This window comes from uncultured Paracoccus sp., assembly GCF_937873615.1.
Classification (GTDB): domain Bacteria; phylum Pseudomonadota; class Alphaproteobacteria; order Rhodobacterales; family Rhodobacteraceae; genus Paracoccus.
Map to the genome: position 1 here is coordinate 1 of NZ_CALMYP010000071.1, position 21,007 is coordinate 21,007.

Annotated in this window: 27 protein-coding genes; 9 read left to right on the forward strand and 18 right to left on the reverse strand. The window is 61.8% G+C overall.

The features are described from left to right. The coding region (locus tag Q0330_RS18790; protein WP_299483360.1) for a DUF4158 domain-containing protein at positions 1-523 on the reverse strand (523 nt) is incomplete at its 3' end. Between the two features lie 120 nt (positions 524-643). On the opposite strand from Q0330_RS18790, the gene Q0330_RS18795 reads away from it, so the two are divergent. Together Q0330_RS18795 and Q0330_RS18800 are read left to right on the forward strand one after the other, a co-directional pair. Then, on the forward strand, positions 644-1,255 hold the full coding sequence (locus Q0330_RS18795) for a recombinase family protein (protein ID WP_089852579.1): 612 nt from the start codon (positions 644-646) through the stop codon (positions 1,253-1,255). A 52-nt stretch (positions 1,256-1,307) separates the two neighbouring features. After that, on the forward strand, positions 1,308-1,523 hold the full coding sequence (locus Q0330_RS18800; RefSeq protein WP_299483364.1) for a hypothetical protein: 216 nt from the start codon (positions 1,308-1,310) through the stop codon (positions 1,521-1,523). A 58-nt stretch (positions 1,524-1,581) separates the two neighbouring features. Here Q0330_RS18800 and Q0330_RS18805 read toward each other — a convergent pair whose 3' ends face one another. The 15 genes from Q0330_RS18805 to Q0330_RS18875 all read right to left on the reverse strand — a co-directional run bounded on the left by Q0330_RS18805 (position 1,582) and on the right by Q0330_RS18875 (position 14,408). Next, positions 1,582-2,616 (reverse strand): ATPase, T2SS/T4P/T4SS family, encoded by a 1,035-nt coding sequence (locus tag Q0330_RS18805; protein WP_299483366.1) that lies wholly within the window; start codon positions 2,614-2,616, stop codon positions 1,582-1,584. Continuing rightward, positions 2,616-3,878 (reverse strand): TrbI/VirB10 family protein, encoded by a 1,263-nt coding sequence (locus Q0330_RS18810; protein ID WP_260278456.1) that lies wholly within the window; start codon positions 3,876-3,878, stop codon positions 2,616-2,618. Before Q0330_RS18810 ends, Q0330_RS18805 begins: the two co-directional genes overlap by 1 nt. Before the next feature lie 4 nt (positions 3,879-3,882). Beyond that, entirely contained in the window at positions 3,883-4,614 is a 732-nt protein-coding gene (locus Q0330_RS18815) for a TrbG/VirB9 family P-type conjugative transfer protein (protein WP_299483370.1), read from the reverse strand. 4 nt (positions 4,615-4,618) lie between these two features. Beyond that, positions 4,619-5,272, reverse strand: coding sequence for a type IV secretion system protein (locus tag Q0330_RS18820; RefSeq protein WP_260278458.1), 654 nt, complete (start codon positions 5,270-5,272; stop codon positions 4,619-4,621). Beyond that, positions 5,269-6,297: a type IV secretion system protein gene (locus tag Q0330_RS18825; protein ID WP_299483373.1), complete on the reverse strand. Its 1,029-nt coding sequence runs from the start codon at positions 6,295-6,297 to the stop codon at positions 5,269-5,271. The genes Q0330_RS18820 and Q0330_RS18825 overlap by 4 nt, the downstream gene beginning before the upstream one ends. 3 nt (positions 6,298-6,300) lie before the next feature. Continuing rightward, on the reverse strand, positions 6,301-7,080 hold the full coding sequence (locus Q0330_RS18830; protein ID WP_299483375.1) for a hypothetical protein: 780 nt from the start codon (positions 7,078-7,080) through the stop codon (positions 6,301-6,303). Then, a complete protein-coding gene (locus Q0330_RS18835; protein ID WP_299483377.1) occupies positions 7,077-7,310 on the reverse strand; it encodes a hypothetical protein in 234 nt (77 codons plus the stop codon). The genes Q0330_RS18830 and Q0330_RS18835 overlap by 4 nt, the downstream gene beginning before the upstream one ends. Continuing rightward, positions 7,310-8,110 (reverse strand): type IV secretion system protein, encoded by an 801-nt coding sequence (locus tag Q0330_RS18840; protein WP_299483379.1) that lies wholly within the window; start codon positions 8,108-8,110, stop codon positions 7,310-7,312. Before Q0330_RS18840 ends, Q0330_RS18835 begins: the two co-directional genes overlap by 1 nt. Before the next feature lie 2 nt (positions 8,111-8,112). Next, positions 8,113-9,168: a lytic transglycosylase domain-containing protein gene (locus Q0330_RS18845; RefSeq protein WP_299483381.1), complete on the reverse strand. Its 1,056-nt coding sequence runs from the start codon at positions 9,166-9,168 to the stop codon at positions 8,113-8,115. Between the two features lie 77 nt (positions 9,169-9,245). Then, entirely contained in the window at positions 9,246-9,383 is a 138-nt protein-coding gene (locus Q0330_RS18850; protein WP_299483383.1) for a hypothetical protein, read from the reverse strand. An 11-nt stretch (positions 9,384-9,394) separates the two neighbouring features. Further along, positions 9,395-11,737 carry a hypothetical protein gene (locus Q0330_RS18855; RefSeq protein WP_299483385.1) on the reverse strand — a complete coding sequence of 781 codons (2,343 nt, stop codon included), beginning with the start codon at positions 11,735-11,737 and terminating at the stop codon, positions 9,395-9,397. Continuing rightward, positions 11,730-11,999, reverse strand: coding sequence for a VirB3 family type IV secretion system protein (locus Q0330_RS18860; RefSeq protein WP_216033826.1), 270 nt, complete (start codon positions 11,997-11,999; stop codon positions 11,730-11,732). Before Q0330_RS18860 ends, Q0330_RS18855 begins: the two co-directional genes overlap by 8 nt. Beyond that, positions 11,999-12,310 (reverse strand): TrbC/VirB2 family protein, encoded by a 312-nt coding sequence (locus Q0330_RS18865; protein WP_299483390.1) that lies wholly within the window; start codon positions 12,308-12,310, stop codon positions 11,999-12,001. Before Q0330_RS18865 ends, Q0330_RS18860 begins: the two co-directional genes overlap by 1 nt. 12 nt (positions 12,311-12,322) lie before the next feature. Next, a complete protein-coding gene (locus Q0330_RS18870) occupies positions 12,323-12,934 on the reverse strand; it encodes a lytic transglycosylase domain-containing protein (RefSeq protein WP_299483392.1) in 612 nt (203 codons plus the stop codon). Positions 12,935-13,784: 850 nt separating this feature from the next. Next, a complete protein-coding gene (locus tag Q0330_RS18875) occupies positions 13,785-14,408 on the reverse strand; it encodes a LuxR family transcriptional regulator (protein ID WP_299483394.1) in 624 nt (207 codons plus the stop codon). Between the two features lie 125 nt (positions 14,409-14,533). Between Q0330_RS18875 and Q0330_RS18880 the strand changes: the two genes are divergently transcribed. The 5 genes from Q0330_RS18880 to Q0330_RS18900 all read left to right on the forward strand — a co-directional run bounded on the left by Q0330_RS18880 (position 14,534) and on the right by Q0330_RS18900 (position 18,148). Continuing rightward, positions 14,534-14,746: a hypothetical protein gene (locus Q0330_RS18880; protein ID WP_299483396.1), complete on the forward strand. Its 213-nt coding sequence runs from the start codon at positions 14,534-14,536 to the stop codon at positions 14,744-14,746. Beyond that, positions 14,746-15,378 (forward strand): acyl-homoserine-lactone synthase, encoded by a 633-nt coding sequence (locus Q0330_RS18885; protein ID WP_299483398.1) that lies wholly within the window; start codon positions 14,746-14,748, stop codon positions 15,376-15,378. Before Q0330_RS18880 ends, Q0330_RS18885 begins: the two co-directional genes overlap by 1 nt. 321 nt (positions 15,379-15,699) lie before the next feature. Further along, the gene (locus Q0330_RS18890; protein ID WP_299483400.1) at positions 15,700-16,266 is read left to right on the forward strand and encodes a hypothetical protein; all 567 of its coding nucleotides are present in this window, start codon (positions 15,700-15,702) and stop codon (positions 16,264-16,266) included. 308 nt (positions 16,267-16,574) lie between these two features. After that, the gene (gene repC / locus Q0330_RS18895; protein ID WP_299483402.1) at positions 16,575-17,831 is read left to right on the forward strand and encodes a replication initiation protein RepC; all 1,257 of its coding nucleotides are present in this window, start codon (positions 16,575-16,577) and stop codon (positions 17,829-17,831) included. Continuing rightward, positions 17,828-18,148, forward strand: a complete 321-nt coding sequence (locus tag Q0330_RS18900; protein ID WP_299483403.1) for a hypothetical protein — start codon at positions 17,828-17,830, stop codon at positions 18,146-18,148. Before repC ends, Q0330_RS18900 begins: the two co-directional genes overlap by 4 nt. 67 nt (positions 18,149-18,215) lie before the next feature. Here Q0330_RS18900 and Q0330_RS18905 read toward each other — a convergent pair whose 3' ends face one another. Both Q0330_RS18905 and Q0330_RS18910 read right to left on the reverse strand, forming a co-directional pair. Further along, positions 18,216-18,524: a hypothetical protein gene (locus Q0330_RS18905; RefSeq protein WP_299483405.1), complete on the reverse strand. Its 309-nt coding sequence runs from the start codon at positions 18,522-18,524 to the stop codon at positions 18,216-18,218. A gap of 60 nt (positions 18,525-18,584) precedes the next feature. Next, positions 18,585-19,019 (reverse strand): hypothetical protein, encoded by a 435-nt coding sequence (locus Q0330_RS18910; protein WP_299483407.1) that lies wholly within the window; start codon positions 19,017-19,019, stop codon positions 18,585-18,587. 56 nt (positions 19,020-19,075) lie between these two features. Between Q0330_RS18910 and Q0330_RS18915 the strand changes: the two genes are divergently transcribed. Both Q0330_RS18915 and Q0330_RS18920 read left to right on the forward strand, forming a co-directional pair. After that, on the forward strand, positions 19,076-19,585 hold the full coding sequence (locus Q0330_RS18915; RefSeq protein WP_299483410.1) for a hypothetical protein: 510 nt from the start codon (positions 19,076-19,078) through the stop codon (positions 19,583-19,585). Positions 19,586-19,587: 2 nt separating this feature from the next. Continuing rightward, a complete protein-coding gene (locus Q0330_RS18920) occupies positions 19,588-20,790 on the forward strand; it encodes a DUF1173 family protein (protein ID WP_299483412.1) in 1,203 nt (400 codons plus the stop codon). Positions 20,791-21,007 lie beyond the last annotated feature (217 nt).

A 21,007-nucleotide genomic window follows, 5' to 3' on the forward strand; every position in this document is an offset into this window, starting at 1 on the left:
TCTCGGCGGCGACGAGCGCGTCGGCGCAGAGGCGCTCGATGGTCGATATGGCGGGAAGGATGGTCAGGGTTCTCCGGCATTCCTCGACGAAACGGCGGGCGATGTCTTCGTTGGAAACGGCGTGCTCGGCCTGGCCGTGGAGCCAGAGCTTCAGATCGCGGGCACCGCGGCCGGAGAAGGTCCTGTAGCCGTAGAGCTGACGCAGGCTGGCCATGTGCTCGTGCCGCGTTTCTTCGCGGGCGGCATAGGCGTCGAGGTCGGCGTCCTTGAGACCGAGCTGCGCGGCAAGAAAGTCGGCGATCTCGACTGGGATGACCTCACCAGGCAGCAGAGCGCGTCCGGGATAGCGCAGCGCGCAAAGCTGCAGTGCAAAACCAAGCCGGTTTCTCGGGCGCCTGCGCTGGCCGATATGATCGAGGTCTTCATCCGATAGCGTATAGTGCTTGAGCAGCTGCGCCTCGTCCGCGGGAAGGCCGAACAGGACCTCCCGTTGCTTCGGCGTCAGGATGGTCCGGTGGGCCATGTTTCTTTTGCCTTCGATTACTCCATTGCGTATCTTTGATTTCGATATGGGTTAAGGAAACGTATCAATGGCCAAGAGCGCCGATTTTCGCCAAATGTCTCAAACGATCGTTTGCGACACATGCTGATCGGCTACGCGCGGGTCTCCAAGGCCGACGGAAGCCAGTCGCTCGACCTACAGAGGGACGCCCTGATCGCAGCGGGCGTTGGCGAAGATCAGATCTACTCGGACAGAGCTTCCGGGAAGAAGGACGAGCGGCCCGGTCTCGAGGCGTGCCTGAAGGCCCTGCGGGACGGCGACGTGCTGGTGATCTGGAAGCTCGACCGGATGGGCCGCAGCCTGCATCACTTGGTGAAGACGGTCGCCGGTCTCTCCGAGCGCGGCATCGGGTTGAAGGTGCTGACTGGACAGGGCGCCCAGATCGACACGACTACCGCCCACGGGCGGCTGTCCTTCGGTATCTTCGCCTCACTCGCCGAGTTCGAGAGCGAGCTCATCCGGGAACGGACGATGGCCGGGCTCGCCGCCGCCCGCGCTCGGGGGCGAAAGGGAGGCCGCAAGTTCGCGCTGACCAAGGCTCAGCTGCGCATGGCGCAGGCCGCGATGGCCAACCGCGATACCTCCGTCTCCGAGTTGTGCAAGGAGCTGAAGATCAGACCGGTAACGCTCTATCGGTATGTCGACCCAGAGGGAAACCTGCGCGAGAATGGGAAACGGCTGCTCGGCGCTTAGCGTAGGATTTCACACTCTCCCGCAAACGACCCCAGCTGTGGAAAACCGGCAGATGCGCGAAGCACTCGCGGAGGCGCAAAACTTCAAACCTGACGTAAAACCGGATCGGCAGACCCCCGCACGCGCACCAGATCCAGACGAGCGCGGCGAACTGGACGATCAGATGGCGACGATCGAAGAGACGATCGAGATCGACAAGGAAGAGGCCGCAGCACAACTGGCTGCGATGAATGAAAAGCTGGCGAAAAAAATGGGTGGTGGCGCCTGACAACAGATAGCCGTCCAGAATGCGGTTGAACTGTGTTGTTGTTACGTTGCGGGGCGCCTCAGGGCGCCCCGATTGCATCGAGAGACGGGAACCAGATTTCGGCGATGCCGCGTTTCCCGGTCCGGCGGTCTTCCATCACCTGGATCACGCAATGGATCGACTGGCGGAAGTTCTCTAGCAGTTCGCTGTGGTCGATGCGCGCGCCGGACTGGCGGATCAGCGAGGACAGTTTCTCGAAGGCCATGCGGGCGGTGCTGGCATGGATCGTGGTCATGGAGCCTTCATGGCCGGAATTGATGGCCTCCATGAAGGTCTGCGCCTCCGGCCCCAGCAGTTCGCCGAGGATGATCCGGCGCGGGTTGAGACGCAGGCAGGCCTGAAGCAGCTTTGTCGGATTGCGCTGGCTCGCCGGGTCCAGCTCGGATTGCAGCATCAGGCTGTTGGGCTGCGTCGGGAACAGCTCCACACCCTTCTCGATGGTGATGATGCGCTCATCGGGTTCGATGAACGAGATATAGCGCCGGGTGAGAGCGGTCTTGCCGCTGTCGGTGGCCCCGGAGATCACCAGGTTCATGCGTTCGCGGGCGAGGGCCGCCAGAACGTCGTCGAAGTCGCAATTGCCGTCCAGCGCCATGTCGAAGATCGCGCGGGCGTTCTCGGCAATCTCGGCCTCAAGCGATTTGCCCAGATCCCGCAACCGCTCGAAGCGGAAATCCTTCTGCGCATCGCCGGTCACGAAGGCGCGCAGCGACATGGCGACGGGTCCGCCATAGACGGCCGGCGAGCGAACGGCCTGGAAGCGGAACTTGCGTGTCCCGCCCTCCATGCCCTCGATCCAGAAATCGAATGTCCCGGTCGCAAGGATGCGGTCCTCATCGAACTTCTCGCCGGCAGCGCCGGCGCAGAGTTCGGTGATTTCGATCATCTTCTGTGGCGGCAATACCGGGACGCCCTGCGGTGTGTGCATCTGGGCATGACCCTGAAGTTTCACCCAGATCCGGCCATCGGCATTCATCGAGCATTCGACGAGATCGGGACGTTTCAGAACCTGGTGCAGAGGCGTCAGCGCGTCGATCAGCAGCGGGACCAGCATCAGTAGAATTCCAGGTCGCTATCGACGCGGATCGACACGTTCGATCCCTGGTGCACGAGGATCGTCGGTTTCTGGCCGAGATACCCCTTCATCACATCGCCCACGGCGCCCGACAGGCTGTTGCTGACATTTGCCGCCGCATCGTTCGAGGAACCGGACGAATCGTCGCCATCGTCCGAGAGCAGCAACGGCAGGGCGCTGATGACGCTGACCAGCGCGGCCGAGCCGAAGCGGGAAGCAAAGTGATTGTTCACCTCGCTGACCATGCCGGAGCGGCCGAGGCGGTCGGAGCCATAGGACTTGAGCGATACGGTCTGTCCGTCCGTGGTGGTCAGGCGTGTCCATGCCACCAGGACCCGCTTCTGGGTCTGTCCCATTTCGGAATTATAGGTGCCGAACAGCTTCGAGCCCCTGGGCACCAGCACGCGGGTCATGTCCATCGACCAGACATCGCGCGAGACGATGGCTGCCACCTGGCCCTGAAGGTCGGAGTTGATCGCGACTTCAAGCGCGGCCTCGATGATCGTGCCCTGTCCGACCGTGTTCGAGGGATTGGCCGTCACGGTGGCGCGACGGGTCTCGGTCGCGGCGGCACTGGCGATCAGGAATTCCCGATCACCGGACATGGCCTGCCGCTCGGCGCCGACTGTTCCGTTCGCGAAGGTCTCCGAGCCGGTCTTTCCCATCACCGGGGGCGCCTGCATCCGGCGGGCCAGTTCTTCCTCGCGGCGGGCACGTTCTTCTTCCAGCGCCCTGCGCCGGTCGGCTTCGGCCTGCTCGGCGGCCAGGCGCGCGGCCTGTTCGGCCGCGGCCTCGGCTTGCCTGCGGCTGTAATCGGATTCAAGTTGCGCCTGCATCGCCGCGAGCTGGTCAGCGTTCTCCTGCTCGATCTCGTCAAGCCGTTCCTCGAACAGCCTGCGACGTTCGGCGGCCGCTTCCTGTTCCTCGGCGATCTGCGCGGCCAGGCGCTCGTTTTCCGTGCGCAGGCGGTCAAGTTCGCCCTGATCGTCGGCAACGGGCGTGGCCTCGATCTCCGGCTCGCCCAGGTCGGGCACCATGACGCCGCTGCGGTCGTTCTGCTGGATCGCGGCGGATTGCGAGGTTTCCAGCAGCGCCCCGTCAGCAGCGTCCGGCTGTGAGAGGACGTAATAGACCCCGGCGCCGCCGACGGCGGCGAAGCCTGCGGCCAGTGCGGTGGTCCGCATCCAGCCGCTTTTGCGCGGGGTCCGCTTCTGGTTCAGGATTTCGTTGCGTGCGGCCATGGCGTCACCCCTTTCCCTGCTTTGCCAGCGCGGCGCGCAGGCGGTCCGACCAGATGCAGATTTCCGTATCTCCGAGGCGCAGCACCCAGCGGTCCTGAACGCTCGGAATGATCATCACGCCGTTCTCGATCTTGGTCTGGACCGAGTATTCCCGACCGTTGCCATCGGCGCGGAAGGCCGCCGGCATCGCGGCGTTCTGAGAGAACTGCATGTAGGTCTTGGTCCCGTCATCCCAGATCCGGGCGGGCATGAAGCCGGTCGCCCGGCTGGCCTGCTTGACATAGTAGGTCCGCGAATTCGGGCTGGGTCCGCGGATCGCGCTGCGGGTGGCGGCCCCGGATTTTGGATAGGCGAATTCGACCAGGTACATCGGCCGCCTCGCGCCTTCGATCATCTCGAAGACATAGGTGCCGCGCGATGTGGCAACCGACATGTTCGTGCGTACGCCGGTCTGGGTCGGCTTGACGGCGAGGCTGTTGTCGCCGAGCTGACCGTAAGTGAAGCCGACATTGTCGCCGAGGGCGACGTTGATGATTTCCTCGCCCGGACCGAACTCGATGGTCGTGGCGGTCAGCACCTTCGTGTCGATCCGGTAGACCTGCCGTTCGGTGAAGACGACGGTACGGACCCGATCGTCTGTTGGGCTGACGGAGGGGGTGATTTCGGCGGTGGCGGCGCTGCAAAGAGCACAAAAGCCGAACATTGCAGATGCGGCGAGGGCCGGGAAACGGGGCATGGCCTTATCCTTCCGATTGATGGTCGATGCGATAATCCGTCACCTGGAAGCCGAAGGGGTTTTCCCAGATCATCCGGTCGGAGGCGGTGTTCGCGGGTTTGAAGCGCCAGGAGAGGGTGACGATGTAGTTCGATGTGCCCTCGCGGGTGCCATCGACGATGCGTTTCTGCAGGCGGACCTGGGCGGTGTTCTCGCTCAGAAGCGTGATCGCGTTGATGGTGACGAACACACGCGCGTCGCGGGAGATGAGCTTGCGGATATAGCGCGAGGACCTGGGGTTCCACAGATCGAGCAGATCGTCGCGGGCGGTGCCGACGGATCGGGAGATCACCCGTTCGAGACGCTGTTGCTGGTCGTGAATGTCGTGGGTCTCGCGATCGAGGACATAGTTGTAGACCCAGCTTTCGATCACCGCATCCCGTTCGGTCAGCGTGGCCCGGCCGACTTCATAGGCACGGATCACGTCGCCGGACTGGCGGTCCACAAGGCCGAGATAGGCTTGCGTGGTCTTGAGCGGCATCATCACGAGAATCGCGGCAGCCAGCAGCAGGGCAGCCAGGCCGGCGATGATTGCCACGACCCAGGCCAGTTGTTCGCGCCGCCTGATCCCGAAATACATGTCGCGGTTCAGTTGGGATTTGAGGGCCTGATCGGTCACTTCGATGCCTTTCTCAAACGGGCGATTTCGGAAAATTTGGTCTGCATGGCGCGCGTGCGATCCGCAGCGGTACCGCGTGCCGCCATACCAGCGCTTGCGTATGACTTGTCGCTGGCGCGTTCCTGCATCTTCGCGGTGCGGCCTGTCATGTAACCGGCCCCGAAGTTGAGCGCGCGGCGACGCATGGCGCCCATCGGGTTCATTGCTGCCGAGGCGGCGCCCGACATGGAGCCAAGATTGAACTGCCCGGTGAGACTCGATGCGATGGACGGCACGTCCGCGAGCATCTTGATGCCCAGACCTGCCACCGTGATGAAGCCCAGAACGCTCCTCAGATCCTGAATGCCGCTTTCGCCGGTATTGATATGGACAAGCAGCCCGGCGATGGTTCCGATTACTCCGCCGATTGCCACCGGATAGATCAGGTAGCCGAAGACGGCGGCCAGCCAGGCCTCGAACATCGAGCGGGTGCGCTGAAAAAGCAGGAAGAAGCCCATCAGGGGCGCGATGGCGATCAGAACCGCCAGCAGCATCTTCGCGTAGGCTACAACAAGGATATACACCACGGCGAGCAGACCGAGGACCGCGAAAAGCAGTCCGGCCACGATGGCTCGGGTCAGGATCGCGCGACCGGTGACAACGGCGTCAATGATGTTCGACAAAATGAAGAACATGCCTCTTGCTGCTTCCTCGCTGCCTGCGGCGGCATCGCCGGCCACGAAGTTGCGCACGGTGTTTCCGACCGTATCGAAGAGGGACGTTCCGGCACTGTAGATGATGTTGAAGTTTTCCCACGAAAACAGGAACATGTAGATCGCACCGATCCGGATCATGATGCCGATCAGTTGCGGGAAGGAGAATTCCGTGAAGCGGAAGAGCACGTTGATGCCGTAAAGGACGATCAGCAGCACCGCCAGAATTTCCAGTCCGCCAGTGAGGACCGATGCCAGACGTTCGAAGGTGTTCTCTGCAACCTGTGTTACGCGATCATCGATCAGTTCGATGATAATCGTGATGAACTCCATTGCTCAGCCTCGTTCACAGAAACTACGCGCTTCAACGTCCAAGGCGGTGCGGAACAATATGGCAATCTCGTTCATCGCGCGGTCTTTCGCGAAGCTTCCGCTGATTGTTTCGTTGCTCGGGTGGTTTGTCAGGCGGGAGAGCAAGCGCCATCCCTTTTCGATTGGCACGGTCTGAGTTGCACAGGAACAATCGCCGGTTTGGAGCGCTGCACGGTCGGCAAGGTAATCCAATACGCGCGCGACATCGGAAGCATCTGTGGGCATCGGCAGGGCGGCTTCGCGTGTCAGCACACGATCAATCCGCCGATATCGCGATGGATCACAATCGAATTTGCTACGAGAATAGGTCAAGTCGCTGGCACGTTCGAAATCGGTGACGAATGAGGCGTTGTCGAGCATGGTGCGCCTTTCATCGCGCAGACCAACCTCTGCAATTGAAAAATCGAAGCCTGTCAGGTCGATGCTGTCGGGATCGAAACTGTCCCAATAGGCTGCGCCGCGCGCCTTGGCCTCGGCCCGTTCCACCTCGATCTCGGCCTCGCGCTTTTGGCGTTCCAGCCTCTCGCGCGCAAAATGCGCCTGCGCGGCGGCCTCCTCGGCTTCCAGAAGCTCGCTGATCGCGTCGGCATCGCCGCTGTTCAGGATCTCCAGCTTGTCGTTGTCCGAGAGCTGCGCCAGATCGGCGGGGCTGTCGGAGGATGCCTGCCAGGCGACCAGCGCCCCGGCGAGGGCAAGGGCGGCAATGGCCGTGGCACCGATCAGGCGTGTCTTCGGCGTCGTCATTCCAGGTCCTCCGTTTGGGGTTCTTCGGGGGTTTTTGCCGCGTCATCGGCCAGGGCTTCGGCCTGCTCCTGACGGACACGCTCCATGACGGCGGCCGTTTCCGGATCGGCGGCCTGTTCAGGCTGAGGAGGCGAGAACGGCAGGGCTGTGACGTCGCGCAGCCAGAGCCAGCCTCCGATGGCGAGCGCAAGCGCAACGAGCGAGAAGCCGACCCAGATATGCTTCATCATCACTCGTCCTCAAGCAGAGCAGGGTCGCCGGTGAGCGACAGGAACTTTTCGTCATCGGCCATGGTCGCGGCGTCGATCACACCGGCCTGACCCATGGAGACGGTCTGGATCGCCTCCATGTTGGCCTGGTTGATGAGCGCAATGACCAACTCGCCCGTCACACGGGTGTTGAGGTCGATGGCCTGCTTGAGATTGGACGCATCGTCGATCTGCCCGATCAGGGCGGCTGTGCGGTCGAGCGAGGCCGAGGTCTGTTCGATCGCATTCTCGGCCGCGGCCGAGGTATAGGCGCTGGTCGCAGCCTGAGTGCCCACACGCTGCTGATCCGGATTGTCGCTGGCGGTCAGCGCGTCCACGCCGTCTTGCGTCAGACCGGCGCTTTCATAGATCCCGGCAATGACGTCGCCAGCCGGAGATCCGCCGACCGTGCCATTGCCGAACACGGCCCCCCAATCGCCCGAACGGGCCGCCGCCAGCTGATCCTGAAGATTGCCGAGATTGAGGCCGCCCAGGAGGTCGTCGAGATCGAGGCCGGCCAGCAAGGTGTCGAGATCGAAGCCATCGGTCAGCGAAGAGACAACCTGCTCCATCTCTTCGAGTTGCCGGATCAGTTGTTGGGTCTGCTCGTCTAGAATCCCGTTCGTGCGGATCGACTGCGCCAGCTCGTCCTGGCTGGAGTTCAAGAGCGCGATCAGTTCGGCCAGCGAACGCGGATCGTGGGTCGGCACGCCCTGCGCGAACGCCAGGCCCGCAGAGAGGCACAGACCCGTTGCGGCGGTGAGATTGCGGAACATGCTCATGGTCAGCCTCCTGTCGTGTGGGTGTCGGTCAGGGTAAGGAATTGTTCGTCGGCGATCTGCGCCTGGTACTGTGCTACGAAGCGTTGCGCTTCGACGCGCCGCTGGGTCGCTTCCATGATCGTCATCATCGACGCCAGGCGCGTGATCTCGGCGCGCAGATAGGTGTTGAGGTCGATGGCCTCGCGGGTGGTCGTGGTCTCGGGAATGCGGGCGATCAGGGCACGAACGCGCCGGGCCGAGAGTTCCAGCTGGTTCGACATGGAAAAGCCGAGTTCCATGCCCGCATCGGACAGGTTGCCAAGCTCGGCCAGGGCCATGTCGCCCGCGACCATGGTCCCGAGATCGTCCGGTGATCCCATGCCGGCCGCGTATGCATTCGCATAGCCGGTGATCTTGACCACGTAATCCTGTGTCTCGGCATATGGCGGGATGCCGCCATAGCGCTGGACTGCGCCCGGGCCGGCGTTATAGGCCGCGAGCGCGAGCGGCATCGACCCGAAGCTGCCGAGTTGCATCAGCAGGTAACGTGCGCCGCCATCGAGCTGGATGCGCGGATCGTTGCGCTGCGAGGCCGGGATACCAAGCTGATCGAATGTGCCCGGCATGATCTGGGTCAGCCCGCAGGCCCCCTTGTGCGAACAGACCCGCACCTGGAACCCGCTTTCCTGCTTCACGAGCGCCTGGAACCAGGCCCGGAACCCGACCGGCGAGATCCCCGCGCGGGCCAGCGCCGGATGCGTCTGGTAGCGCTGGACGGTTTCCACGATCATCTGTTCGATCGTCACCCGGCCTTCGCCGAAGAGCCGGCTTTCCGCGCCCGTGACGGCGGAGGTGTCATAGGCAGCGGACACCGCTGCACCGTCCAGGTCCTCGAAATCGGCAGGCGCGAAGCCGCTGGTATTCATCGAGGCAATGGCCGCGTCGATGGCTGCCAGCTGATCGCGATGCAGGGCGTTCATGTCGATGCGCACGCTGTTGCCGTCCTCGGCCTCGCCCACGATCCGGCCTTGCAGCACCGAGAGCGTTCCGGCGCGCAGGGTCCGCAAGGCATCGCTCACGGGAACCCCCTGGGCGAGCGTCAGGCTCGCCACGGAGGCCCCGAGCATGAGGCCGAGTGCAATGCGCCGGCTCCGGATCATGACTTCGGCACTGCCACCAGCGCCGAGCTGAGCGCACCGGGCTTCAGCTTGCCGAAACAGTTCGAGCGGCGTTCGGACAACTCGCCGCTCTGTGCGGCACAGCCGGCCACCGCCAGCGCAAGAAGGAGGCTCATCACGATACGGGTCATGCCGTGTTTCCTTTCCAGAAATCGGGATTGTCGCGCCAGTCGCTGCCGAAGCGCCGTTCGGCCGAGCGACCACCGCCAAGGACACTGAGATAAGGGCCAAGGGCCGAGAGATCGGTGTCGAGGATGTTCGAGCTTTGCCCGTCCCGCCACAGCGCCCGCCGGCCGCCGGCCTGCGAGCCGAGGAGGAAGGACAGTTCGGCGTCAGACAGCGCGAGGCCGTCATAGCTGTCGCGGCCCGCCTGGTGGTGCGGCAGGATCAGCTGGTTCTGCAAGCCTTCGAGGATCGAGGCCCCGGCGGCGCAGTCCCGGATCTGCGAGACGAACTGCACCAGCATGACCACGACGACGTTCTTTTTGCGCAGCGTCGCCAGCCAGGTCTTCAGCTCGCGCTGGAAGTAGAGATCGTCGAGGAACACGCCCGCCTCTTCCAGAACCAGCAGGGTCGGGGTGCGAGCGCTGACGGTCTTCTCGATCTGCCGGAAGAGATAGGCCAGCAGCGCGGTCCGCTCGATCTCCATGTTGAGAAGCGCGGTCATGTCCACGCCAACAATACCCGAGGCGCTGAAATCCACGATCGGGGCGCTGTCCTGGCCGAAGACCCAGCCGTACTGGCCGTTGGGGGACCACTCACCGACCCGCGCGCCGATATCACCCTCGAAGGAGCGGAAACGTGTCGTGAAGTTGGTGAAGTCCCTGAAAGAGGCGAGGGCCGTCGCGTTGCTTTCGACGGTGCGCGCCAGCTTCTCGGAATCGCCCACTGAAAGCTGGTGCCCCTTCCGTTCCAGAAGTGCGGTCAGCCAACTGCGCAGCCATGCCTGACCTTCCTCGTCGGTTTCCGAGGCGAGCGGGTTGAGCCCGGTATTCCGGCCCGCGCGCACGGCGGTATAGGTGCCGCCAAGCGCGCGCAGGGGCATTTCCAGCGACTGGTCCTTGTCGAAGGCGATGATCCGGCAGCCTGTGCGCCGCGCCTGCGCGGCCAGGAAGGCCATGATCGTCGATTTGCCGGCATCGGGCGGGCCGACGATCAGGGTGCTGGCGAAGGGCGGCTCGGACTCCGCATGGGCGAAGCGGCCATGGAACGAGAAATCATAGGGCGAATTGGCGCAGCTCTTGAAGGTCGTGATCGGCGTGCCCCAATAGCATTCGGAGGCGGGCTTGCCGAGCCGGACCATGTGCAGCGCGGCGAAGTCCGAGAAATTCCTGTTGGAGATGGTCAGCGGGCGTTTCTGAAACTCGTGATTGCCCGGAAAGCGCGCGAACCAGGCTGCGGCCAGCCCGTGTTTTTCGACGACGATCTTGAGCTTCTTCGAGCGCAGGATGGCCGAGACCGCCGTCACCTTGCGCTTGAGGGCATCGGGGGTTGCGGCATAGACGGTGACGATGGTCTGGCTGTCGCCAAAGCCCATCTGGCCCATTTGCAGATCCTCTGCGGCCTCCTGAAGCTGTGCCGCGATCTTGCCGCCGGCGCTTTCCTCAAGCGTCTGCTCAAGCCGGGTTGTCGCCTTGGCCGAGATCAGGTCAGGCAGAAGCGGCTGGTAGGTGCAGGAGATCAGGATATCGGGATCTGTGTAGAGCGTGTCGAGAATGCCGCCATGGGTCTGGGGCGAGAGGTTCGCCACGCTGATCACCGAAGCATATCGCGTCTCGAACTCGTCGCCGATTTCCACGGCCCGGTCGTAGATTTCGATGGGCGTGCGGATATCGTCCACGATGGTGCCGGTCTCTGACCGAGCCAGCGGCGCGTAGATGCCCGTGGAGATGGCGCGCAGAAACCCGGTCAGCGTGCCATCCTCGATCGCCAGCAGTTCCGAGCCGTCGCCCAGGGTCTCGGCCACGCTTTGGGCAAGTTCCGCGAGATCGGACAGGCGCTCGGGCAGGGTATCCTGGCGCCCATGACTGAGAAATCCGCCGAAGATCGGCATCCGCTCAGCCATGGATTTGCGCTCGATCACCGAGAGGAAGAGCACCGGGACGCAGAGGCCCGCCGAGGTGATGTGGGTGCGCCAGACCTGGTCCAGTTCCTTGCCGAAGCCCGGTTCGACGAAGGCTTTCGGCTGATAGTCGAAATCGTGATAGGCCGAGCGGATCTTGTGGAAGTGGAAGCTGAAATTGTTTCCGGACTTGTCCACGAGTTCGGCAAGCCGGTCGTTGATATGGGCCAGTTCGCTTTCGCTGGCGGTGAACGGGTTGACGCCCGCGATCTTCACGACCGAGACCAGCGCCCCGCTGCGCGTGGCGATGGCATGGTTATTTTCCTCGAAGAGATAGGGCAGCATGTCTTCAAGGTCGCGGGCACCACCGAACAGCGCCCGGATCGAACTGGGGAAAATATCATTCATACCGGGATCCAGAGCTTGCGCGCAGCAGCCGCTCGGGCGTGCGCGAGGTCACGACCGCGATGAAGCGCGCGAAATGCGGATTGATGACCGAGGCGGCCCAGAGAGCCGCCCAGAGAACGGGGATCGCCCAGAGATACCAGAGACTGTCGAGGAAAATGAACGTGAGGAACGGCGGGAGGAAGGCCAGCCCGGCCAGCGGCAGAGGCAGGCCAAAGAATCTGGCCTGCCGGTTGAGCCCCTGGATATACACGTTCTCCCGCATCAGTCGCCGGAGCCCCGGAAGATCGCGATGATCGACTCCGCGAGGTTGTCGCCGCCGAAGATGAAGAACAGTCCGACGACCGTCACGCCGATCCATTTCCAGTCGATGAACTTGGTGAAGATCGCCAGGAAGCCGATGATCAGCAGGATGAGGACGACGGCGGTCAGGGCAAGGTTGTTGTCGCGCAGCTGCTCGATGATGCTTTCGCCGGTATCTTCAAACCCGGACAGATCGACTTCCTGGGCGTAGGCCTGGACGCTGGCAGCGCACCAGATCCCGGCGGCGACGAGCTTTCGCCTGAAGTTCGGCATGGGGTAATTCCTTTATGTCAAACGGTTGCGATAGATCGCCATGACCTTGCGGACATGGTTCCGGGTTTCCCGGTATGGGGGGATGCCGCGATACTTGCGGACCGCACCGGGGCCAGCGTTGTAGGCCGCCAGTGCGAGTTCGGGCGTGCCGAATGCGCCGAGCTGCATCAGCAGATAGCGTGCCCCGCCATCGAGGTTCTGGACTGGATCGCGGGGATCGACGCCGAGAAAGCGTGCGGTACCGGGCATCAGCTGCGCAAGCCCCATCGCGCCGGCCGAGGAATAGGCTGTGACCTTGAACCCGCTTTCGACCTGGATCATCGAATGGAAGTAGGCGTCCCAGTGCCGGGGCGAGAAGCCTGCGGCACGGATCGCAGGATGGGATGCGTACCGTGCGGCGGCTGCCGTCACCATGTCCCGGATGGACACTGGCGCCTCGGTGGGGACCAGCATCGAGCGGATCAGTGCTGGCTCGTCACCTGGTGTCCGGGAGTATTCGGGATCGTCCTCGGGGCGCGCGAAGATATCGCGGGCTTCGCCGGCGTTCAGGACAAAGCCGCGGGTCTCGGAGAGCACATCGGCGTGGGTGGCTGCTGGGAGAGACAGAAGTCCGAGCACAGCCAAGCGCCTAGATACGCGTCGATATTTGGGCGGCTCATTAAACTCGCCGCCCGTCATGACGGTCCAGCGTGGTGTATTCGTTGAAAAGCTGATTGCCAGCTCTCGCAAAGGCGTGAAGCGCCGCAACGCACCGGAGATACTGGAGCGGGTGCCGAAAAACGCAGGACAAGATGAATAATGGACTGATCGGGCCTCTGCGCCCAATCTGCGTGGCCTAGAGCCGGGCCACCATAACGACGCCCTTAGCACCTGGCGAAACAGTTGCGGTGATGCCAAGCTCGACTTGTACGTTGAACAAGCCGGTCGTTGTCTTGATTTCTCTATACGAATAGTCCGAAGGATCGAGCTTGGTGCCCGCCTCACGGGCTCGTCGGCGTTCACGGGCCAGATCTCGCTGAGTGACAATGACACCCCACCGGCCGGAGCTTGGCTCATAGGCAACCAGGTACCAAGAACCTCGTACTGTGGTTTGTGCTGGCACGGGGTCTTCAGCGCAGACGACGTGAAGCTCCCAACCGTCCCGCAGTCTATCTCTGCACATGTCAAGGGTGAGCACCTCGTGGCTAACCTGTATTGGGTTGGACATACGACGCGCTCCACATGTTTGCCTGACGCGTCAGCGCCAGACTATCATTTCATCTTCTGTCATTGCAAGTAGATGAAATGACTATTTTCCACTATTGCTCTGGATTCTTTCTTACTTTGCTCTGCCTGAACTTTTCAAGGCTCACGAACTGGCGCCCGCCAGTACCCACCAGACGACCAACGGGCCTGATTTCGCACGATTGAACTGATGATCATTGGCGGAGGCGGCGGAGGCGGATCGCCTTGCGCAGCCCGCTCTGCGGTAGTCCTAATCCAAATAATTTCGCGCGACGGCCATCGCCACCATCTGAACCCGGTTGCTTGCGCCGAGCTTGAGGCGTGCTTTGTCTGCCCGCTGCCTGACGGTTCCTTCCGAAATCCCTAAAATGCGGGCAATGTCTGCGTATTCGCGGCCCTCTCTCATATGGCGCAGCACAGCAATCTCCTTGGCGGTCAGCGAGGGTCGTTCGCCGAACAAGTCACTCCAAATCTGGAATTTCGCGTCGATCGCTGCGATTTCTTCGTTGGTGAACTCTCGGTCGGCGCGGGATAGGGTCAGAAAATTCCGTTTTCCATTCGTCTTCTGGGCGAAAGCTACACCGAAATTTAGACCAAACCGCCTTGCTTCCTTCAGGACGCCCCTAAGGTCCGGCAACTTGACCTCTGACCAGCGTACTGACCCGACGCCGGTCATTGACCACAAAGCGATCGGATCACCCAAAAAGTAGTTCTTTTCCTCATAGAGCTTGCGCCAGGCGTCAGGGTATGTTGTGTGAATCATCTCCGCGCCCTTATAGGTGGTGACGTTCGCGCCAATGATCCACCCTGCCGGGGCCAGTCGGTTCAGCGCCGTGAGCTCTACATCCAGATTTGGGATACGGTCTAGTAACATCGCTGAACCTTAAAAAGCTAATTTTATAACGCTACCGCTATACGGGGAAGCGTATTTTTCTGCTTTTGCCCGCGACAATTTTTCTATCTCCAGTTTACTGACTGCCAACGAATAGGAGTGATCTGGTGGGCAGTGCACATCGCGAAGTGAAGGTCGGTGAAGTTGAGTTCAGCCGGGACATGGTTGAGACGATGCTCGAAAATTTCGACTTCTATGCCGTAGACGGCGTTCTTCGGCTGGAGGTGACGGAAGGTGGTCGCCTGTGGCTCCCCCACCCCCACAGCCCGACGCGGCAATTTCTCGGCTTGGCACGTCTGCCCCACTGGATGAACAACTGATGACGATGTTTGGCCCCATTCTCCCGCAAAACATCATCGTCGAAGCTATCACGATGCCAGGCGATATCCAAAAATACGACCTCGTAGCCAATTTTCTGAGAATGCGGAAGCGCGTCTTCGTCGATCGAATGGCATGGCCGCTGCATCATGCGGAAGATGTCGAGTTTGAACAGTATGATACATTCGACACCACATATATTCTCGCACATGACGGCGAGATGGTACTAGGCGGAGCGCGCCTCCGGCGCACCGATCGGCGGTCTTGCGCGGGATCAGTCAGATATTCCTACATGATCAGGGATGCCTGCCTAGGGCTTCTGCCGGGTATGCCGTCCAATATCTGTCACGATCTTCCTCCGCTGGACGAGAAAACATGGGAGCTCACCCGATTTGTAGCTGAACCTAAGGCTAATGTTGCCGAACGCATATTAGAAGTTGCGGACAGCTACCTATTTTCAGTTGGCGCAGAACGCTGCTTGTTCCTCGGGCCGCCTGCTTTCATGCGAATGGCCTCTCGGCTAGGATGGTCGCCCGAGGCCTTAGGTGACGTGGTTGGAAACACCGATGGCAGGTTTGTTGCCTTCAGTTGCAATGTTCATGTCGCGAATAGGGCTTGCACTTCTGCGCACTGAAGAAAATCTGGGTAGGCTGAACGCAGCCCTCTCTGTTGAAATTGTACGTCTATTTCGTATGACTGTGGGACGGATCTATGCACACCAATGACTTCATCAGGCGCGAAGCCGTTCTGACCAGTACGATACAGGATGGTATCACCTTGCGCGGCCAATATCGTTGGAACACTGGTGAGATTTCGCAAATTTCTGTCCCGAACAACTTCACTTTTGACCCCATGAACGCTGTGCGCCCCACTAGCTATAGTCAATCTCCGATTGATCCAGACATCAAGAGCGAGTAACAATCCACCTATGCTCATGTAGCACAGGTGGATTGATATGGGTTTGAGAGTTAAGAAAAGTTCTTGGATCGCCGCTGCGATCATTGTCCCTGTTAAATTCATATCGTCCAGTCCCGCCGCTGCGTATCCGATCGACTGCGCGATTCTGCTTTGTCTCGCAGGTGGTTTTCCAGCCTCGGCCGAGTGTTCGGCGGCACATACGGAAATGATCCGGCGCGTCACGCCCTGGCCGATCGAGCCACCCTTGCAGCTCTGGCGTTGCCCGATGAATGCTGGATTGCCGGCCGGAAGCGCTGCCGGTGACGTACCAGACGCTGTGAGGCACTATCGCGAAGGAATAGAGCTGTGGCAGGTCTCCAAGCGATCTATGAACTCAAGCGGTGGGCGAGAAGTACACCGCACGATTTCACGCCACCACTATGATGAAGGGGGGCGTTTCGTTCGGGGAGAAGTTTCACTGTTGAGTATGCCATCGTGGGTCGATCAGCAGATCATCGAGCACAATGGCATAGGGCTGGCAGGCGATTTCGGCAGCTTTAACGGCATCCTGATGCGCTACCACGACTACCGGGATCAGCCATCTTACACCTGGATCAGCTACTGAGGCTTGTCTTTGCCGCCGCCAGGAACACTATAATTGCCGTTAACCCCAAGTTGTCGTAGGCTTCGCAGCTAAAGCCCCAAAGAGGAGCACGAGCAGAATCAGACAGACCACCGGAAAATGAAAACCCCCCGCACGGGGTCCGCACGAGGGGGCTTTGGGGCGTAACACAGGTTTGCCGACCTGCAATGCTCTCACTGTTACGAGCATAGTTACTTTCCCAGCCCCGAAAATCAAGAGCAAAAACGCATCTGTGCGAACAGATCCGGTATGCCTGCGGAACCTGTGCCTCAAGAAGCATGAGGACAGAGATGGCATTTCAGAGGGCGGCACATCCGGCCGCGACGCGGGCCTACCGCGATACCGAAGACGAACACCCGACGCTGCCGGGCAACATGCAGCGTGACAGCTTCGCAGCCCTGGTCGAGCGCGTGGCGCCCAGGCTTGGTGTTGGTCCAGCCGCGGCCCACGCCTTTGTGCGCCTGGCGACGATGACGCGGCCGAGCGACTGGACCAGCACGGATCGGACCCCCTTCATCTATGCCGAGGCCGGCGAGGTTGCGAAGATGCTTGGGCGGTCGCAACCGCGCACGCGCGCGATCACCGCCGAGCTGGAATATGCTGGCCTGATCGAGCGACGAACCGGCGCCAATGGCAGCCGCTCGCGGGCAGCGGGAACTGGTCTCTATTTCGGGGCAGCGATTGCTCGCGCAGCCGAATTGACGGCGCTGGATGACCAGCTGACCGCCGAGCGACAGCAGGCGATCTATCTGCGTGGCCAGCGCAGCACGCATAAGCGCCATCTGGCGCGCGCCCTCGATCGACTGGCCGAGATCGCGCCCCGCTGCCCGGAGGCCCAGGCCATCAGGGATCAGGCGGAAACCTGGCCCTCTGCCGACCGGCTTCACGGCTTGGACCTGACGGTGCTCGCCGCCCATGTTGATGATGCCGACAGGCTGTGCAGAACGGCACTGGATCTTCTCGAAAAGAGGGAAGAATCAAGCGGTGGACCGCTCGAAAACAAGCGGCCCCATATACAAGATACAACTGAAGAATCCTTGGTATCCTGTAACGGGCACGTGGATACGCGGAGCGCGGGCAAGCCCGCGCAAGACAAATCCCATGTCGTGCCGCCTGACGGCGGCCCGAATTGCCATGAAAATAAGGATGAGGCGGCCAGCGGAGCGTTCAAGAGCGAATTTATCGCCCGGCTTGGCCCTCAGAGGCTTTTCGATCTCGCATCCCCGGAAATGCAGCTCTACCTCAGCGGTCGGGCAGAACCGGAATACCTGCGATTCCACGATTTCGTGTGGGCGGCGGAGCGACGGGTGCCAGAACTTGGCATCAGCCCGGATGCCTGGAACGCAGCGCGCGAGGTGATGGGCGAGGATAGCGCCATGTTGTCGGTCCTGATCCTCGATGCCCGCAAATCCGAGCCTGGCAGCGCCATCTTCAAGCCCGGTGGCTACCTGCGCGGCATGACCGAGCGGTACCGGAGGGGCGAGCTGCACCTGGTCCGCAGCCTGATCGGGCTCAGCGAACGCCAGAGGTCAGGGCACGGATCATGAAACCCGAAATGGCAGCAGCTGCGATTTTGATTTTTCTCGTTCACCCGGCATTTGCGCAGGCACCGCTCTGCATCCCGCCGGAAGAGCCCTTCGTGCCGGCCGACGACGCAGCTTTCGGGGAATATGCCGACCTGGTGGCGGAAGATTTCGAACGGTATTTTTCGGAAGTCCGGCCCTACATCGCTTGCCTCGACACCGCGCGGCAGGATGCCTTCGCCCGCGCGAGGGAGATTTCCGCGCAGCATGAGGCGTTCTGGAAACGGGCCGACGAGATGGGACTGACGGAGGAAGTTGCCCCCGATGCCGATCCGGAGTGACAGCACGCCCGCATGCGGGCCGGCGCTCGATCCGTGTCGTCTCGCTGCCAGCCCTCGCCGGATCCGTTCAGCAATCCATCGGCAGGGTGATGGTGTCGCCGGTCCCGGTTTTGCCGTAGCCGATCACATCCTTGCGGATCGCGCATCCGGTGGCCTGCGCCATCAGGCCCTGCGCTTCATCTGTGGTCACGGCCATGCCTGCTGGGTGTGTCAGCGTCGCTTCGCCTTCACCGGGCGTCATCACCAGCTCCGAGCTGCGCGGCGTCCAGCTCACCGTGATCTCCTGACCGCGATAGGCGACTGCGCGGGTGTTCTCCGCCGTCCGGGTCTCAACAGTTGGGGCGCAGGCGCCAAGCAGGAAGGGGATCAGGAACATGTTTCGAATCATGGTATGCACTCTGGAAATCATGGGCGAAAAATACAGATCAAGGCGGAATTACCAGTATCGTCGGCACACGCCCTGCGCAAGCATGACACCGGCGAGGTCCCGGCCGTCCGGCAACGTGCAGGTTCCGATCCATCGGCCATAGCTGCGCCTGCCGTTCACATGACAGACGAGGGATCGTCCCCTGACCAGCTGCTGCATCGCGGATTTCGCGAGGCGCCCCTCGGTCGTTCCCAGCTCCGCGCAATCGAGGGAGCCGAAGCGGATGGCCTGACCCCGGACCTCGATCGTGTCGCCGTCACGCACATGCGTCACAGGCCCGGCAAGATTCTCCGGGGCCAGGATGGGGACCAGCCACGGAACGTATCCGGGAAACCGCTCGGCAGGCTTGAGGGCAAACCATGCCACCGCCGCGAGGCTCAGAAAGGATATGATGCGAGCTTTCAGGGTCACATGATCAAGTTCAATATACCAGCCGCCGTTCACTTATTGTTCTCTAAAAGACTCGCCTGTGATAGAGTGAATGTAAAGGAGATCGTGGCATGACCCGGCCCATTCAGATCAGACCTGCCAGTAGCAGCCAGGTGGCTGCATTCGTTGCTCGTCAGCGCGCGGAAGACGCCGCGGCGGCGCGCGATGCCGATCGCGCGCGTGAACATCGGGCAGAACTCGAAGCCGCGGATATCGAGGCGACGGCATGGGAGGATGCGGCCTCTCGGCTTCTGGATGAGGGCCGTGATCTCTTCGGGAGCGACACTGTCGCACGCCAGGAAATGGCCCAGATCCTTGATGCCCGTGAACGAGCGGCGCGGCCGCGCCCGACTGAAGCGGAACAGCGTGCCATGTATAGCGGCATCACCTCCCAAGAGGCTTTCAGACAGGCTGTCGGCCAGGTGGCACCACTGCATATTCTGATCTCGATTGTGCCGCTTCAGTTCGTGGCCCTGATCGGCATGAACCCCACGGTCCCTGTCCTGATCGCCGCAGCCTATGTCAGCTTTTGGGTTTGGCTCCGCTGGCGCAAGATCCTCAACCTTGCCGGGGGCGTGTAGTCATGAGCGTTTCCCGCTACCGCCTCACGGGTCGGGAGTTTGCCGGTGACGCGCCAGATCTGTCCGGGCTTCTTGCTGCCGCACATGAGAAAAAGGTCCGGCCGCGCTGCCTCTGCACTGCGGCCGAGCCGGAAATGTATGTCGCCCGGTTCGGGGACGATCTCCTGCTCAAGCGGATGCCCGGAACCGGGCATCTGCACGACCCTTCCTGCCCCACTTTCGATCCGCCGCCCGAGCTGTCGGGGCTTGGCCAGGTCAACGGAAAGGCCATCGTCAGCGATCATGAAGGCGCGACGGCCCTGAAACTCGATTTCCCGCTTTCGATGAGATCCGGTCGTGCGGCGACGCTGGCCGACGGCACGGCGGCCGCCGCGACCTCGGCAACTGCCACGCCCAGCAAGCTCAGTCTGCTTGGTATGCTTCACTATCTCTGGGATACGGCCGAACTCACCAAGTGGCGGCCGTCATGGGCGGGCAAGCGCGGCTGGTGGCTGGTCCATCGTGAACTCGCCGCCGTCGCCGAACGCACCAGCTCGAAGGCCGGTCCGCTATCCTCGATCCTGCTGGTGCCGCCGCAGTTTCATCCCGACCGCAAAGAGGCACTGGCGAGAGAACGGGACAGGTTCCTTCACCATCTTCAGCCCGCGAAGGGCAAGCCGGTTCCGCTCGGATTGCTGGTCGCGGAGATCAAGTCGCAGGAGCCTTCGCAATATGGTCGCCGGCTGCGATTCAAGCACCTTCCGGATATGGCGTTCTTCATGGATGAAGATCTGGGCCGAAGCTTCGACAAGCTGACCACAACGAAGGCGAGAATGGTCGAGGCCATTGACGGCGCGCATATGATGGCGATCGCAACCTTCAGTATGTGCGGCAACTACGCCGAGATCCGTGAGATCGCGGTGATGCCGGTGACGGCGGATTGGATTCCCTTTGACAACGAGCGCGAGATCACGCTGGTCAAAGCGCTGGCGGACCGGAACTTCGTCAAGTGCCTACGCTACAATCTGCGGGCCGAATCCCCGATGGCGAGCGTCCTTCTCACCGATACGACACCGCCCACGGCGCTTTATGTGCCACCCCACCACCTTGCGCCGGAGGCTGAGGCGGACCTGCGTGAGATCGCGACCGAAGGTGCCTACCCTGCCTGGATCTGGGCGGCGGGCGAATTCGAGATGCCGGAATTGCCGATGGTCCGCCGCGGGTGAGCTATGTCGGGGTCTCGGCGGTGCAGCGGTGCTCATCCATCTTGAACTGTGTCCCATTTGGGTACACCCATTATGGACGTTCTTCATGAACACCTCCTACAGCTGTGATCTTCATCGCTATCTGGCGCAATTTCTTCAGCACTAAGTGGCGTGTTCAGGGCGAGATTTGGAAAAAAAGTAGGGCGGACGTTCGCGCGGCGCGCGGCGAAGGTCTCGT